The 13,939-nt window shown below is 47.8% G+C and carries 9 protein-coding genes, 1 tRNA gene and 1 pseudogene; 4 read left to right on the forward strand and 7 right to left on the reverse strand.

The genetic code is table 11. The annotated features are described in order from the left end of the window. Nucleotides 1-13 precede the first annotated feature (13 nt). From BLW33_RS05750 to BLW33_RS05760, 3 genes are read right to left on the reverse strand one after another with little or no spacing between them, the layout of a single operon-like run. Entirely contained in the window at nucleotides 14-1,408 is a 1,395-nt protein-coding gene (locus BLW33_RS05750) for an SLC13 family permease (RefSeq protein ID WP_090306246.1), read from the reverse strand. Between the two features lie 2 nt (nucleotides 1,409-1,410). Beyond that, nucleotides 1,411-2,844, reverse strand: coding sequence for an MFS transporter (locus BLW33_RS05755; protein WP_090306249.1), 1,434 nt, complete (start codon nucleotides 2,842-2,844; stop codon nucleotides 1,411-1,413). A 37-nt stretch (nucleotides 2,845-2,881) separates the two neighbouring features. After that, entirely contained in the window at nucleotides 2,882-3,883 is a 1,002-nt protein-coding gene (locus BLW33_RS05760) for a uroporphyrinogen decarboxylase family protein (RefSeq protein WP_090306252.1), read from the reverse strand. Nucleotides 3,884-4,111: 228 nt separating this feature from the next. Here BLW33_RS05760 and BLW33_RS05765 point away from each other — a divergent pair, with 228 nt between their 5' ends. Next, complete coding sequence (locus BLW33_RS05765; protein ID WP_090306255.1) at nucleotides 4,112-4,912, forward strand: arylamine N-acetyltransferase family protein; 801 nt, start codon at nucleotides 4,112-4,114, stop codon at nucleotides 4,910-4,912. Nucleotides 4,913-5,038: 126 nt separating this feature from the next. Further along, the gene (locus BLW33_RS05770) at nucleotides 5,039-6,523 is read left to right on the forward strand and encodes a PucR family transcriptional regulator (RefSeq protein WP_090306259.1); all 1,485 of its coding nucleotides are present in this window, start codon (nucleotides 5,039-5,041) and stop codon (nucleotides 6,521-6,523) included. A 22-nt stretch (nucleotides 6,524-6,545) separates the two neighbouring features. Here BLW33_RS05770 and BLW33_RS05775 read toward each other — a convergent pair whose 3' ends face one another. Further along, entirely contained in the window at nucleotides 6,546-7,835 is a 1,290-nt protein-coding gene (locus BLW33_RS05775; RefSeq protein ID WP_090306263.1) for a hypothetical protein, read from the reverse strand. Nucleotides 7,836-8,058: 223 nt separating this feature from the next. Between BLW33_RS05775 and BLW33_RS05780 the strand changes: the two genes are divergently transcribed. Beyond that, a complete protein-coding gene (locus BLW33_RS05780) occupies nucleotides 8,059-8,868 on the forward strand; it encodes a methyltetrahydrofolate cobalamin methyltransferase (RefSeq protein ID WP_090306266.1) in 810 nt (269 codons plus the stop codon). A gap of 53 nt (nucleotides 8,869-8,921) precedes the next feature. After that, a complete protein-coding gene (locus BLW33_RS05785) occupies nucleotides 8,922-9,557 on the forward strand; it encodes a corrinoid protein (protein ID WP_090306269.1) in 636 nt (211 codons plus the stop codon). A gap of 34 nt (nucleotides 9,558-9,591) precedes the next feature. On the opposite strand, the gene BLW33_RS14560 is transcribed toward BLW33_RS05785, so the two are convergent. The 3 genes and pseudogenes from BLW33_RS14560 to BLW33_RS05800 form a co-directional block, all read right to left on the reverse strand. Then, nucleotides 9,592-10,830 (reverse strand): diguanylate cyclase, encoded by a 1,239-nt coding sequence (locus BLW33_RS14560; RefSeq protein WP_423230234.1) that lies wholly within the window; start codon nucleotides 10,828-10,830, stop codon nucleotides 9,592-9,594. 26 nt (nucleotides 10,831-10,856) lie between these two features. After that, nucleotides 10,857-12,890 (reverse strand): annotated as a pseudogene (locus BLW33_RS14565) (EAL domain-containing response regulator); the annotation flags it as partial. Nucleotides 12,891-13,211: 321 nt separating this feature from the next. Next, nucleotides 13,212-13,286 (reverse strand) — tRNA-Arg (locus BLW33_RS05800). Between the last annotated feature and the right edge of the window lie 653 nt (nucleotides 13,287-13,939).

Genomic DNA, 13,939 nt, shown 5'->3' on the forward strand with positions numbered 1-13,939 from the left:
TTTTTTTTGAGGACTATCCAGCCAGACCGAGGATGCCAATGGCGATGGGCACCCAGAGGGCGATACAGACCGCAATACTGAGTTGGATGGGAAGGGATGCCCGGGGCATCTCCTGCATTTTATAATAGCCCTTAACATAGGTTAAAAGCGGGACGGTGTCCAGGGGCAGAATAAAGCAGCAGGACGCACAAATGGCTAGAGCCAGGATGAGCAGCGCCGGGGAAATTCCCCAGCTAATGGCCAGAGCGGTCAAGGGTCCACCCAGCATGGAGATGAGCACTGGGCCCAAAGGAATGGGCAGGAGCAGCGCAAAGAAGATCAGGCTGAACACCAGAAGGATGATGGGGGTTGGCATAGCCATTGAAGAGGGAAATACCGTCCCCACCAGCCAATCGCTGACCCCACTTTGGGTTAGGGCATTGCCCATGGACATCATGGTTCCAATGAGGAAAAAAGCCGCCCAGCTGACTTCACTGCAGAATTCCCCCCAGGTCAAAATGGAAAAGCCCGGTAAAAAGAGCAGAGTAAAGCCCACGATGCCCACAATGGTAATATTTAAGACTGGAATCCAGGAAGACAACACCCACAGGACGAAGATACCGGAAATCAGTATAAATACATAGCGTTCCTGGGCATCAAAGTGTTTAGGGATATTTAGGGACTCCAGATAGGTTGCCATTCGCCCGGCCCCCAGGGGAGCCGGACAGAAAACTCGGCTGATGATCAACCAGGAAAGCAGGAGGCCAACGATGCCAATGGGAATACCGATGACCATCCATTGGACGAAGGTAATCTGGATGCCGGCTTGGGCCAGAAAATCCAGGGCTAATAGGTTTATGGGGCTGCCGGCTGGGGTCATGATGCCCCCCACCATGCTGGCAATGGGCAGCCCAATCATAAAGGCCTTACCGCTTTTTTTTCGATCCGCCCCATTATCGTAAGCCCCCAGGATTCCCTCGACGATGGTAATGAAGACCGCCGTGGTGGCCACATTGGACATAATCGAGGAAACCAACCCGGCACAGAGCATGATAGCCAGAAGAATGCGCTTGCTCTCATAGCCAAAAAGGTGGATGAGAAAACGCAGCAGCCGCCGGGAAAGGGGAACCTTGACAATGGCCTGGGAGATACCAAAGCTGACCAGCACGAAGAAAAGAACGTGGGAGGTATACCCCGAAAGGGCCGCCCCAACGGTGGGGCTGACGCCAAAGATAACCAGTAGGGCAATGCCTAAAATACAGCTCACTCCAATGGGAAAGGTTTCGGTTACCAGCAGGACGATAAGGGCAATCATAATGCCCAGGGCACGAATACCGGTACCGGTCAATCCGGCGGCTTCGGGGACGAAGAACATCCCGATGAGGATGGCTGCGGCCAGGAAACCGCCGATAAGTGGTGTCTTTTTCATTGTCAATTTTGACGGGCAGAGATTTCCAGCTGATACTGTTCCACCTTATCCCGGGTAATTTTAAAGCCAAAGAACAGCAGGACGGCAGCGATGAGAAGCTCAATGGCCGGGATGGTCATAAAGCCCATGCACACCGATTTTTGAAGGGCGATGGAGGCACTGGCGGGGTCGATTTCGCTGCTGAAGCCACCGGCAGCCAGACACCCGGAAATAATAATCCCTCGGGTCATGATGGCCACCTTCAGGGGAACATTCTGGAGACCGCTGATCCAGCCGGTGGCATTTTTACCGGTCTTCCATTCGGAGTAGACAATGGTATCGGCGTAGAGCGCCGGGGTCAGGGCATAGGCTACGCCATAGCCAAACTGGGCTACGGACATCAGGATGATGACCGCCCACATATTCTGGAACATGAAGTAAGCCAGGAACATAAAGATTGCCATAATAACAAAAGTACTGATGGTCGTCATCCGGGAGGAGAACTTAGCCGAAAGGTTTTTAGCCAGGTAGGACCCAACGACACAAAGAATATTGGAAATCAGGATATACATGGCCAGCATGCCTTTGTCGTGGGCAACATAGGTAAAGTAATACACCGCCACCCCGGAGCAGACAAAGTTAAAGGACCATTTGGCCAAGTCAGCCAGCAACAGGATGATAAGAGGTGGGTTCTGACCCAGGGCCCGAACCAGGTCCATGCCGCTGGTCTTATCCTTATCCTGGGCGGCTTTGGCACTTGCCACATCCTCATTTGAGGTGTTTTCCGCTTCTTCATAGCCGTCGAACATTTTGAAATGGGCAAAATACAAAACGGCCATCACGACACCGAGGACAAAGGCCGTGGCGGCGTATTGGCTGGTCTCCCCAATGATACCGGCGAAGAAGGCGGCCAGGGGAGCGCCCACATAGGAGAAGATGACCTTAGACAGATTGGCCCAGGCCGCACGGGTAGAGGCCAGCTGAGCCCGGTCTTCCGGGGTCTTCCCAGCGATGGCAATCATGGAGACATTGGCCACATAGGGGAAATTCCAAACCACATGGGAAAGGATGGCGGCAACAATGATGATGATGGCGGAAAGAGGGCCATCTCCAATTTTCATAAATTGAAAGGCGAAAAGGAAGGGGACCATCCAGGGCAGCAGGATGAGCCAGGAGCGGTACCGCCCCCATTTTTTCGGCTTGATGCTGTTGAGCACCGCCCCGTAGATCCAGGACAGACAGGCGTCTACCGTACTGGCCACCGTGGTAATCATGGTAACGGTGGCCAGGCTGAATTGGGCCAGATTGGTCAGAAAGAAATTAAAGAAATAGGATTCAACATTGGTCATCAGGGAAAAACCGCAGTCCCCGACACCGTAGAAATAACGTAGGGCCTTGCTTAAAGGTTTGCTTTCAGGGGTGTTTGTCCCCGCTTTGTTTTCAGTATTTTCACTCATAATATCCCTCTCGTAGAATAAATGGTAAAGAATCCGCTTAGTTCAATGGATAGGTTTCGCGGTTGTAGGCGTTGATTTCATCCCGGATGATATCGTCCACTTCCGGGAAGATGGTTCCTGTGAGACCGTAGGTCATACAGGGGATGAAGTGACCGCCGGGACCGTAGGTTTCGCACACCTGGCGGACATTCCCCCGAATGGTGGCTTCATTGTAATCCGCCACATCAAAATCTGATCGGAGGCCGCCCATAAGGGTGATCTTCCCCTGGGTTTCTGCCTGCATTTTTAAGATATCATTCTCCGGCAGCACACCCTGCCAGATATCGATTCCCATGTCCACCATATCCTGGATGATGGGTTCACAGAAGGAATCTGCATGGTGCATGACGATAACCCCGTGGTCCTTCATGTAGCCGTAGATGCGGACATAGGCATCTTTAAAGAATTCCCGCCAGGTATCCGGCTGCATGAATAAGGAAAGCTTGCTGCCCCAATCGTCATGGGAGAGGATGACATCCGGGTGGAGATGATCCACCAGGAGCTTGGCGTATTGGAAGCGGTATTCCGCTACGTAATCCACCAGTTCGTGCATGGCCTCAGGCTCTTCCAAAAGGTTGATCAGGGTATCCTCAAAGCCCATGAGGAAATGGGACTGCTCAAAGACGCCGGTGCCCATAAAGCCCATGGTCAGGTACTGATCGTGATCCACAGCGGCAGCGGCCGCAAGAGCCGGTTCCCACCCCTGGGAGCAATGAGCCACTAAATCCGGGGCTACAACGTACTCCCGCCATTTGGTGATATCCGGGCAGACCTTATTGGCCTCAGTCACATGGGGCATGGGTCCTGGAGCGTCCTCGGGGAAAAGAATCTCCGTCCCCCAGCGATCATTGGTGGTCTTCCCCCGGACCCGGTTGCCCCGGGTATAAACCTGGATGGGATCATTCATAATGGGGATACAGGCCTCGTACTGATTGACCAGCCGATCCGGCTTACCATCGATTTTGATGGTTTCCAAAAAATTCTGTTTTGGTGTTAACATTGGATACTCCCTCCAAAAAAGATTGAACGATAAAACGGTACCATTTTGCGCTAAATTCATTATATAAACTTCCCACGGAGGATTCAATCCGACGAACACGAGAAGAATTCGTGGGGAAAACTGTACGCATTGTAGGAAAGAAGCTGAAGGCAGCCATCAGGGCTTTACATGGGCTTGGGGACTGAGTATAATGTTTGAATTAATGATTGTAGAGGAGGCATTGCAGAAATGTACAAGGCATTATACGAGGCTATTCCAGATATTGATGGGTATTTAGAAAGGCTGGGCATCTCCGGGCCCATCCACCGGGACACCCTCTGGCTGGACGCACTGATCCTCGCCCATCAAATGAGCGTTCCCTTTGAAAATCTCGATGTCTTCGAGGGGCTTGCCCCCATCAATCTGGGGATTGGGGCGCTCTATCATAAAATTGTCACCTGTAGACGGGGCGGCTATTGCTTCGAGCTCAACGCCTTATTTCACGCCCTGCTCCGGGACTGTGGCTTTAGAGCGTGGCCCTGTATTTGCCGGATTGTACGGGGAAAGGATTTTACCCCTCCGGTCCTTCACCGGGGCACCATCATTGAAATGGATGGCCGACTTTTCTTTGGGGATGTGGGCTATGGCGGACCCATGCCCGCTGGGCTTCTTCCCATCGAGGATGGGTCTAAGCGCTGCCTGGTGGATACGGTTTTCCACCTCAACTTTAAGGGAGGCAGTTGGTGGGCCCTTAGCCGGGAAACTCCCGGAGGTCTGGAGCCGATTTTGGAGTTTAATACCAACCCCGTTGACCCCGTGGATTTTATCGCCCTTAATTATTATTGTGAAAGCCATCCCCAGTCCATTTTCAGGCAGATACGCATGGTCAATCGCCGGACCCCAGGGGGAAGCTGCGCCATTACCGGGGATGTTTTTACCCAGTGGACCCTTGGGGGAAAGGAGACCGACTCGGTGGCATCCCAGTCCGTGCGCTTAGATACCCTGGAGCAAGTGTTCGGCATCCCCCGGGAATCCCTTAAGGGATGTTAACCCCATGGTACAAAGGGTTACATTCTGGGGAGATGGCACATTGGACATTTTGTACATTGTGCCCAAGGGCAGAGGATGATATGCTATCATTAAAGTGTGAATCACCATGAGGGGGAGGGGGATATTATGAGGATCAGCATGTATTTGCTGCTGGATTGGTTTGCAGATTATGATAAAGAGGTTTATATTAAAGAGGGAAAGCCGGATATCCAGCATGTCTGTTTTTTTCCAAGTGATGGGGAGACAGAGGCAGATACCCTGTATATTGGGGGGATAAAGGAATTCTTTGGCGGTGCCCGGGAGGGAGTGCTTTGCGCCCACGGAAAGGACACCCTCTTATTTCCGGGATTGGATTCTACGGCGGTGTACGATGTGTACAATAAGATCCTGGCAGCCTTTGATTACTACAAGGATTGGGATGAAAAGCTCAAGCTCATGATTTTCAGGGGCTGTACCATTCGGGCCATGCTGGATGAAAGCCGGGAGGTTTTCCGGGATAATCCCATTGTGGTCATGGATGCCAGCTACATGGTCCTGGGGACGACCATCCCCTTCGATTTGGGGGAGGGAGATCTGGAATACTATCATAGCCTGGAGCAGAATCATTTTCCATCCTTTGAACGCATCGCCCAGTACAATCGGGAGCTATCGGTGTATGAGCGCAATCAGACACCCTATGTCCATCGCCTGTCCTATTTGGACTGGCGGACCATGTATCAGAATCTTTTTTCCGGGGAGGAGCTGGTGGGTTTTATTTCGGTGGGAGAAATCAATACAACCTTCACCAAGGGAATGTGCCAGCTTCTCCAGGTCCTGGGCCGGCGGATTGTGACCTGGAAGGAGTACAATGCGGATGATTCGGAGCTGACCTCCCAATCCCATGTCTTTCTGGAAATCCTCGAAGGGGGAGCGGTGGACAAGGAAGAAATTGTCGCAAGACTCAATGCCATCGGCTGGATGGCAGCGGATGAAAAGCTGCTGATCCGGATTCGTACCGAGGTGGGGGACCGAATTCTCCATTCCGTACGGCGCATTATGGATAAGACCTTTGTGGGGTGTTATACCTTTGAGTACAAGGGAGCCATCATGCTCATTGTGAACCTGGCCCAATTCCCGGAGAGTGTGATGTTTAAGGAGCTGATGGAGCTGTTAAACACCAGTGATACCAGCTGCGGGGTGAGCTATCCCTTTAAAAATGTGTTTAATCTATGCAGCTACTACCTCCAGGCGGATATGGCCCTGACCTATGGGGCAAAGTCCGAGGGCCGGGTCCATCGCTGTGAGGACTACGCCTTGGATTATGCCATGGATGTTCTCCAGGAGAACCTGACCACGGATATCCGCCACCTGGCAGTCCGGGTGCTCAAGGCCCATGACCGCAAAAACGATACCCAGTACTACGAAACCCTGCGGGAGTTTCTTCTGCATGAGCGTAACCAACGGGAGACGGCTAAGGTATTGTTCATTCACCGCAATACCTTACTCTATCGCCTCCAGCGGATAAAAGAGATATTTGATGTGGATTTGGAGAATATTCAGACCCGGAACCATTTGCTGTTGTCCTTTTTATTGGATGAAGCAAAGGAGCGGGATGTGGAGAAGGGGTATTAAAGGGTCCCTCCTCCACACCACTTTACGGATACTGCCGCATGGTATGAAAGGAATAAACCCGGGTAATTGTCGCACCGATGTCCAAGGCGTTTAGAATTTCCACAAAACGCTCACAGATGTCAGTGCTTTTGTTGTATTGGGCAATGTTGAGGGTCATGATGCCCTTGAGGGAGGTCACTGCGATGGTAAAGGGGGTCATGCCTGCAGGGAGGACCACATTAAAATCCTCGACATAGGTCAGCAGGCTGTCTGGCATGACCACGTTCCCGATGTTGGTGAGCAAATAGGTATACTGATCCAAAAAGGAAGTGACGGCTTTGTACACGATTTCCCGCTTCTTCGCATTGGGAATATCGGCTTCAAGGAGGGATCTGGAGGACCGAAGGGTTTTTAGGAACTCATTCAGCAGGTACTCACCATCCATCTGGGCATCGAGAATGGCCTTGTTTTCCTTAAGAATTTCAGAGAAATCCTTTTTATCAAAGGCTTTTCCGATGGCTAAACCACCTGTCACGGCAAAATAGCGCGTGGTGGGGGTGGGGAAAAACTGCCTTAAATTAATGGGGGTACCGGCAATAATCGGTTTCCCGGGTTCGAGCTGATCTTCATATTTTTCGTAAATTGCCGCTCCAAAAACAGGGGATAAAAAGGTTAAAGGTGAGGCCTGATAGGCCTTTGCCACACCGTGGAGCTCCTTAAAAGGAATTTTGATCTCAACGATGGTGTCTCCCGCATCCGGTCCTTTTTCTTCAAGGGGGACCATAAATGCGGAGTATTGGGGCATGGTTTTAAGCGCACCAAAGGAATGGTTCCAGTATTTTTCCACCTGATCCTCGGCTTCCAGGGGATCGAAGGGTTCATTCACACTGCGGATGCTGCCGTCGTTTTCCACGGGATATCCCATGAGCTGTGCGTAGCGGAAGACCAGGGCTTTGACAAAGATATTAAAGCCCAAGCCATCTCCCAGGCCGTGGAAGATCACACAATAGATGGTTTTTCCGGCATAGGTGACATAGATTAAATGGCCGTCGGAATCCTCAGTGCCCAAGGTGATGATTTGTCCTTCCTCGGGATAGACCTTCGCTGGGGTCGTGATATCACGGTAGCCAATGTAGTTGCCGCGCTCCTCGATGCCAACGGCCATCTGTGGGAAGCGGGCGTACACATCATTGAGTGCAGCAGCCAGCTTAGCGGGCTCAATGGTTTCAGTCATGGTGACTTCATAACGGGGGGCATTGGGACAGCGGTCCGTATTCTGATATAAGTACTGCTCGCCGACGGCATCCATTTTTAAATAGGCTTTTGTTTCCATGGGTTCTCCTTATTAACAGACGTATTCATTTTAATATAGTGTTCATTATACATCAAAAACCGTCAAATGACGATCGAAAAGATGGTTTGAAAACGTCTGTACAATCTATCCAACCTATTACAAAAAACTATCCGATGCCTTCATATAATCCGTACATGGCCCAAAATTTCCCTAGCTGGTATACTTTGCCTATGAAATAAACACAAGAGAAGTGAGGTAGCCTATGATAATTATTGGAGAGAAAATCAATGGGTCCATCCCCTCTATGGGGAAGGCCATTGCGGCTAGGGATGAAGAGTATATTCGGGGGATTGCAAAAGCGCAAGCAGATGCTGGCGCCACCTACATCGATGTTTGTGCATCTGTGGGGGATAACATTGAGCTTGAAACCATGGAGTGGCTCATCGATCTGGTCCAGGAAGTAACGGATACCCCCATTTCGGTAGACAGCCCCAATGCACAAATCTGCATCGATGCCATGAAATATTGTAAACGTCCGGGAATCATCAACTCCGTTAGTGGTGAAGGGGATAAAATGGACATTGTTTTCCCAGCCATTGCGGATACGTCCTGGGAAGTGGTGGCCCTTTTGTCGGATGATACGGGTATTCCTAAGACGGCTGCGGACCGTCTCCGGGTTTTTCACAATATTATGGACCGGGCCAATGCGGCTGGTATCGATCCATCCCGGATTCATATCGATCCCCTGGTGGAAATGCTGTGTACTTCAGAAGATGGGATTGCCATGGTGGTAGAAGTCATTACGACCATTAAGGCGGCCTACCCTACCATCCATGTCACTGGGGCTGTCAGTAATATTTCCTTTAATCTGCCGGCCCGAAAGATGGTGAACCAAGCCTTTACCGTTTTGGCAATGAATGCTGGAATGGATAGTGGAATATTTGATCCCCTAAACCGAGACCTGATGGGAATGGTTTTTGCAACGGAAGCCTTATTGGGCCTGGATGACTACTGTATGGAATACATTGGTGCTTATCGGGAAGGCGTATTCGGCAATCCGCCGACGAAATAGTGTTATATTAACGGTATATTCAAAGAGATTTAAGAGAGTAGAGGAGTAAAAAAATGTCTAAAATTCAAGAAATCGCAGAAGCAGTCAGTGGTGGGAAATCAAAGGTTGTGGTCCAATTAGTTCAGGAAGCCGTGGCAGAAGGCTGTGACCCCAATGAAATTTTAAATGTGGGAATGATTGATGCCATGGGGATCGTCGGGGAAAAATTCCAGAAAAATGAAATTTTTGTTCCGGAAATGTTAGTCGCTGCCCGGGCCATGAAGAAGGGGGTTGATGTGCTCAAACCTCATTTGGCCGGAGATTCTGTGGGCGCAGCCGGGAAACTCATCCTGGGAACCGTCGCCGGGGACCTCCACGATATTGGGAAAAACCTGGTGGGGATGATGCTGGAAAGCTCTGGCTTTGAAGTTATCGATCTGGGGGTGGATGTACCATCGGAAAAATTCATTGAAACGGTGAAGGCCAATCCCGATGTCAAAGTGGTGGCGTTATCGGCACTGTTGACCACAACCATGCCCTCTTTAAAGAATACAGTAGAAGTGCTTAACGAAATGGATAGTCGAGGAGACTTTAAGGTATTAGTTGGTGGTGCCCCCATTACCCAGGAATTTGCAGATGAAATTGGAGCCGATGGCTATGCGGACGATGCAGCGAGCGCTGCAACCAAGGCAAAAGAATTGACGGCATAGAGAATAATTGCCACAAAAAAGCCGGCCGACGTAACTAAACGTCAGCCAGCTTTTTTTTAGTGATTTGAGGAACTTCCATAAGGTTGGCATAGATTTCACCACCTGTTGGGCCTGAAGTATAGCGACCGGTGCTATAGACGGTACAGAAAGAACCATCCATTCTTTCAATTGGGTAGATACAGGTATAGGTGTCGCCATGTGCTAGCTGCTCTTGAATCTCTTCCAAAACACGTGTTCGAGCTTCCGGGCGGATCATTAAATCGAAACGATGCCTATATTTTAGGTGGAATGTATCCTGATCATAGCCCAAATTATTTAGCATATTTTCATTGATAAAGGTGAGTACTAAGGTCGATGCATTATATCGGATTAAACCACCGGGGAGTAAATCCAAAAGTAATTGGCGATCTTTTGCCAAGGATTCCGTTTTTCGGGAAATTCGAGCTCGATTAGTATTATCCTGGATATATTGAATTCGGGCTTGCTGATCCCCCCAATCGATAAGCTTTCCTTTAATAATATAGCTGTTTTCAGAATACTCAGATTGGATTTCGTGCTCACAATAATCATGTGTTAACTTACTAATGTGTACACAATGGGAACACGGCTTGGAATTATTCCAAATCGCTTTATAACAGGGCAGGGATAGACAGGTCTCTTTATTCTTTCCAGACAAGGTGCAGGCAGCGTCGTTAAGATAATAAATTTCATAGGTTTCAGGGTCAATAACGACGATGGCATCGCTGGATTCGTCGAGGAGCCAGTCTAAATTACGATGGATAACTTGGTCGGGAAGGCGTGCTTCGCCACCAAAAATATGATAGCGGTTTTTTCCCAAACGCTTGGCAGTTAGCAAAGCAACATCGGCATTATGATAGACATCCTGATATTCAGTGCCATAGTTCGGAGATATGCAGACACCAATGGAGCAAGTGACCTCAATATGTCCTATTTTAAAACGTAATTTAGTACTCATTTGCTCCAAACGATGTATGAGTTGGACGTGGGTAAACTGTGCCCGCATAAAAACGGCAAATTCATCGCCTCCCATTCTGCAGACGAGATCGTCCTCTCGAAACATCGTTTGTAAAGTATTTGCCACCCGTCGAATGGCAACATCCCCTTGGTCGTGTCCAAAACGGTCATTAATGGCTTTGAAATTATCGATATCAAGCATGAAAAAAATAGCAGTTTGGTCCTCATTGGTCAAAAAAAACTCCTGGACTTGGCGTTCCATTTCCATGCGGTTATAAATTCCTGTTAATTGATCCAGTTTGGCTTCTAAAGCAAGCTGCTTCATTTTGGTGAGCATGCGTTTTTCACGTTCCAAGGTCTGAATGGCGTTACGGGCGGTAACATTCTGAACCCGATGGATGGCGATATCCATATTATACGGCTTAGGAATAAAATCGCTCGCCCCCAACTCAAACGCCTGTGCCTCACTGGTTTCACCCGCTTGAGAAGTAACAATCACTGGGATAGTCGTAAGGAGGGGATTCGACCGAAGTCGCTTGAGGAGTTGAAAACCATCAGATACCGGCATAATAAGATCCAAAAGAATAATGGCAATTTCATCAAAATGTTCTTCAATGTAATGATATGCTACCTCTCCATTATCGGCTTCAACAATGGTGTAGGCATTTTGAAAATATTCTGCCAAAATAGCACGGTTCAATTGGATATCATCGACAATGAGCATGACCTCATTGCCGCTATCCTTGCGGATATGAATGGCTCCTTCTTGCCAATCCCTGTCCGCTGCGGAGATGGGAGAGGCCAATTGGGCATTCATTAGCATTGTGGTGAATTCGGTGGATGGCATGGGTCTGGCATAATAATAACCCTGGACATAGGTACAGTCCATATTGCGCAAAAGTTCAATTTGGCTATGGGATTCAACACCCTCCGCGACAACCAATAAATTCATCCATTTTGCCAGGCTGATGATAAAGCTCAAGATATTGCGGCTACTGTCCTTATCCGTCTCTTTTTGGATAAAGCGCATATCAAGCTTAAGAATATCCAGGGGCAATTCTGAAAGCATATTGAGTGACGAATAGCCGCTGCCAAAGTCATCCATTTCAATGATGAATCCTAAATCCTTTAATTGAGTGACGATACCAATCAGCTGCTCTGGATTTTCAGTGTAGGCGGTTTCGGTAATCTCCAAGTGGAGCTGACTTGGACGAAGCCCATGTTTTTTAGTAATACCGGTAAGAATCGTCGGGAGATCGGCCTGATAAATATCCTTCCGCGAGACATTAACAGAAACAGGAACATATTTTTTGCTTTTTCGTACCCAGTCTGAAATAATGGCACAGGCTTTATCCCAGATATAGCAGTCCATTTCAGTAATAAAACCATTGGATTCGAAAAGGGGATAAACTCATTGGGGCTTAAAAATCCGAGCTCTGGATGTTCCCAACGCACAAGGGCTTCAGCACCAGCAATGCGTTCGCTCTCCAAATCATACTTAGGCTGCAGATAAACCAAAAATTGTTCTTCCAGCAATGCGGTTTTCATGCTGTCAATAATTTTTTGTTCCCGTAGCATTCGTGTGCGGATTGAATCATCGTAATAGGTATAAACGCAATGATATTGACCCTTTGCATTATCGGCGGCTAAAATCGCACGATCACACATCCCTTCCACTGGGATTTCCCGGTCGGTAATGGGGTAAACGCCAAATTTCAAAGAGATTTTCATATTCAGGGGATAATGGGATAAATGTTCCTCTGTGATGGATACGATTTTGGAAAAAGCATTTTCGCTAAGGGTTTCAGGGAGTAGCGTAACAAAATGGTCAGCGCTAAGCCTGGCACAAATTCCGGAGCGGGCAGAGACCGCTTGGTCAAGCTGTTCCGCAATATAGCAAAGGAGCCGATCCCCTTCGCTCCGGCCAAAACTGTCATTAACCAGCTTGAAGCGCTCGATATCTGCGACTAAAAGTGTATAGTCAAGCTTGGAGTCCTTCTCTAAGATATCTGTTGCCCGGCGGTAAAAGGTTTCTTTGTTATATAGCTTGGTTAGAGGGTCCCGTTCAATTCGATTTAGGTAAATGTTCGATTCATAAAGTTCAATGAGGTTGTCAAGGTGCTTCCGCAGGACGGAGGGATTGTAGGGCTTTACAATAAAATCCCGGGCACCAAGTTCCAGTGCCTTTCCCTCATTTTCTTCTTTATCCATTTGAGAAGCAACAATGATTGGGATAGAAGATAATGCCGGGTCTGCTGATAGCGTGTTTAAAACATCATATCCATCCATAACGGGCATGACTAAGTCGAGGAGAACGGCAGAAATCATTGGGCCTTGATCTTTAAGAATAGCCAAAGCGTCTTGACCATTGAGGCTTCTAAAATGGTATAGTGGTCACATAGAATTTTGTTGAGAATTTTTCGGTTCACTGATTGGTCATCAACAATGAGTACTTTCCTTTTCATGCGTGATCATTCCCTTTCTTCCCCCAAGGTATTTCCAAAAAATAATGTTGTCTATAAGGCTAGAATTTAAGCTGGATTTACGAATTGATATGATGCCATAATACCTTAAAAGAACATTAAATGTAATGCAAAATATTCGTTGAAGTTCTACTATGTGGAAGAAGGAAAAAAAATAAGTCCGTAGAATAACGGACGGTTAATGTAAGGTGTCATATGGCACCCCCGGCGAGAATCGAACTCACAACTAACCCTTAGGAGGGGTTTGTTATATCCATTTAACTACGGGGGCATGACCGGTGCTATGATAGCATAAACGCGTTTGAATTGCAACAGACAGAAGCAAGTTATACAAATTGGTTTTCCAAAACATTGATTTGTATCAAATAATATGATAGAATCCTTTATACTTAATTATATCATATTTTGGCATGTTTACGAATTTTATTGTACAAATTGATTTTAGGAAGAATATACTTTATATTAAAAATTGAGTCAGGCGAATGTTGCGCCTCAAGTTAAGCGTTCATTAACGAACCACTGGAAAGTACAAAGCATCCGGTAGGTATGAGATATCGATATGCCTGCAAAATTCAAATTTGTTTAGTTTTCGCTGAGTTTAAATTGAGAAAAAACCTTTTCATTACGATATATGAAAGTATATTACGAAAGTCACCAAAAGGGATAAAGGAACCGTTATAAAAATATGGACAGCAAAGCTGAAAAGATCAAAAGATGGCAGAATGGAGTTGAAGTGGAACGAATATATGCTAAATGATTGCAGATAGATTAGCTGTGGCCTCTCTGTGGCACCCGCCACAGGGAGGTTTTTGTTTCGACTTCGAGATGCTGATATTGTATAGTTTTAGTTGACAACTGATTCACAAGGATTTAAGCTAATCAAAGAGTCAGGAGGAGACGAAAAAATGGCAAAGAATAGACAAT

Origin of the sequence: Eubacterium aggregans (assembly GCF_900107815.1) — a bacterium.
Lineage (GTDB): Bacteria > Bacillota > Clostridia > Eubacteriales > Eubacteriaceae > Eubacterium_O > Eubacterium_O aggregans.

Coding starts and splice junctions, on each gene's coding strand:
- BLW33_RS05775 (WP_090306263.1), bottom strand. CDS start 7,835: ATGGAAACAAAAGCCTATTTAAAAATGGATGCCGTCGGCGAGCAGTAC.
- BLW33_RS05770 (WP_090306259.1), top strand. CDS start 5,039: ATGAGGATCAGCATGTATTTGCTGCTGGATTGGTTTGCAGATTATGAT.
- BLW33_RS05785 (WP_090306269.1), top strand. CDS start 8,922: ATGTCTAAAATTCAAGAAATCGCAGAAGCAGTCAGTGGTGGGAAATCA.
- BLW33_RS05750 (WP_090306246.1), bottom strand. CDS start 1,408: ATGAAAAAGACACCACTTATCGGCGGTTTCCTGGCCGCAGCCATCCTC.
- BLW33_RS05780 (WP_090306266.1), top strand. CDS start 8,059: ATGATAATTATTGGAGAGAAAATCAATGGGTCCATCCCCTCTATGGGG.
- BLW33_RS05755 (WP_090306249.1), bottom strand. CDS start 2,844: ATGAGTGAAAATACTGAAAACAAAGCGGGGACAAACACCCCTGAAAGC.
- BLW33_RS05765 (WP_090306255.1), top strand. CDS start 4,112: ATGTACAAGGCATTATACGAGGCTATTCCAGATATTGATGGGTATTTA.
- BLW33_RS05760 (WP_090306252.1), bottom strand. CDS start 3,883: ATGTTAACACCAAAACAGAATTTTTTGGAAACCATCAAAATCGATGGT.